Origin of the sequence: Streptomyces griseorubiginosus (assembly GCF_017614965.1) — a bacterium.
Lineage (GTDB): Bacteria > Actinomycetota > Actinomycetes > Streptomycetales > Streptomycetaceae > Streptomyces > Streptomyces griseorubiginosus_B.
The window spans coordinates 1-906 of record NZ_WVUG01000680.1; the positions used below are offsets into that span (position 1 = coordinate 1).

At 72.0% G+C, this 906-nt stretch carries 1 protein-coding gene; it reads left to right on the plus strand.

Features of this window, described 5'->3' with window-relative positions; all coding sequences use genetic code 11:
- Positions 1–215: 215 nt before the first annotated feature.
- A partial coding sequence (locus GRC12_RS44715; protein WP_208786128.1) for a DUF4142 domain-containing protein occupies positions 216–906 on the plus strand: 691 nt, incomplete at its 3' end.

Sequence of the window (906 nt, forward strand, 5' to 3'; positions counted from 1 at the left end):
GAACTGCGCGGCTGGTGGCTGGAGCGGTCGGGGCCGGTGCCGCCTCGGCCCGGGCGGGGACGGGTGGCCCGGGTGGCGCGGCGGGTGCTGTCGCACCGCTGAGCGGCGGAATGTGGGATACGCCTCCTCGCGGCATCGGTGCCCGCACCACGCAGTAACATGCCAGTCCCGCACTCACCACCGACCAGCGTGCGGTGCCGCAGGCAGGAGGCACCATGCGACCGAGACCACCCATCAAGGGCCGGGGCATCGTCAGTGGAACCGGCGTCATCGTCACCGGTCTGCTCGCGACCCTGCTCGCACTGATCTTCCCGATCTGGTCCTACGCCGACCGGTCGGGAACCGGCGTGAGCGTGCTGAACGCCCAGACCGTCGCCACGAACTACGGCCCCCTGTCGGGCCTCGACCGCGACTTCCTCACCAAGGTCCGCCAGGCCGGGCTGTGGGAACTGCCCGCCGGCCAGGAGGCCGAGCAGAAGGGCACCACCCAAGCCGTACGGACGGCGGGGCAGCACCTCGTCCAGGGCCACACCTTCCTCGACCAGCGGGTCCGGGACGTCGCCGCCAAGCTCGGCATCGAGCTGCCCAACGAGCCCACCGCCCAGCAGCGGCAGTGGCTCAGCACCCTGAACAGGGCGCAGGGCGTGGAGTACGACCACGACTTCGTGAACATCGCGCGCCTCGCGCACGGCAAGGTGTTCTCGCTGGTCGCCCAGGTCCGCGCGACCACCCGCAACTCGCTGGTGCGCGCCCTCGCGGACGACGCGAACACGACCGTGCTGGACCACATCACGGTCCTGGAGGCGACGGGCGACGTCGACTGGGACGCCCTCGCGCGGAACATGGCCGCCGCGAGCACTCCGCCCTTGGTCAACTCCCCGCCCCCGCCCGGACCGACGACGGACC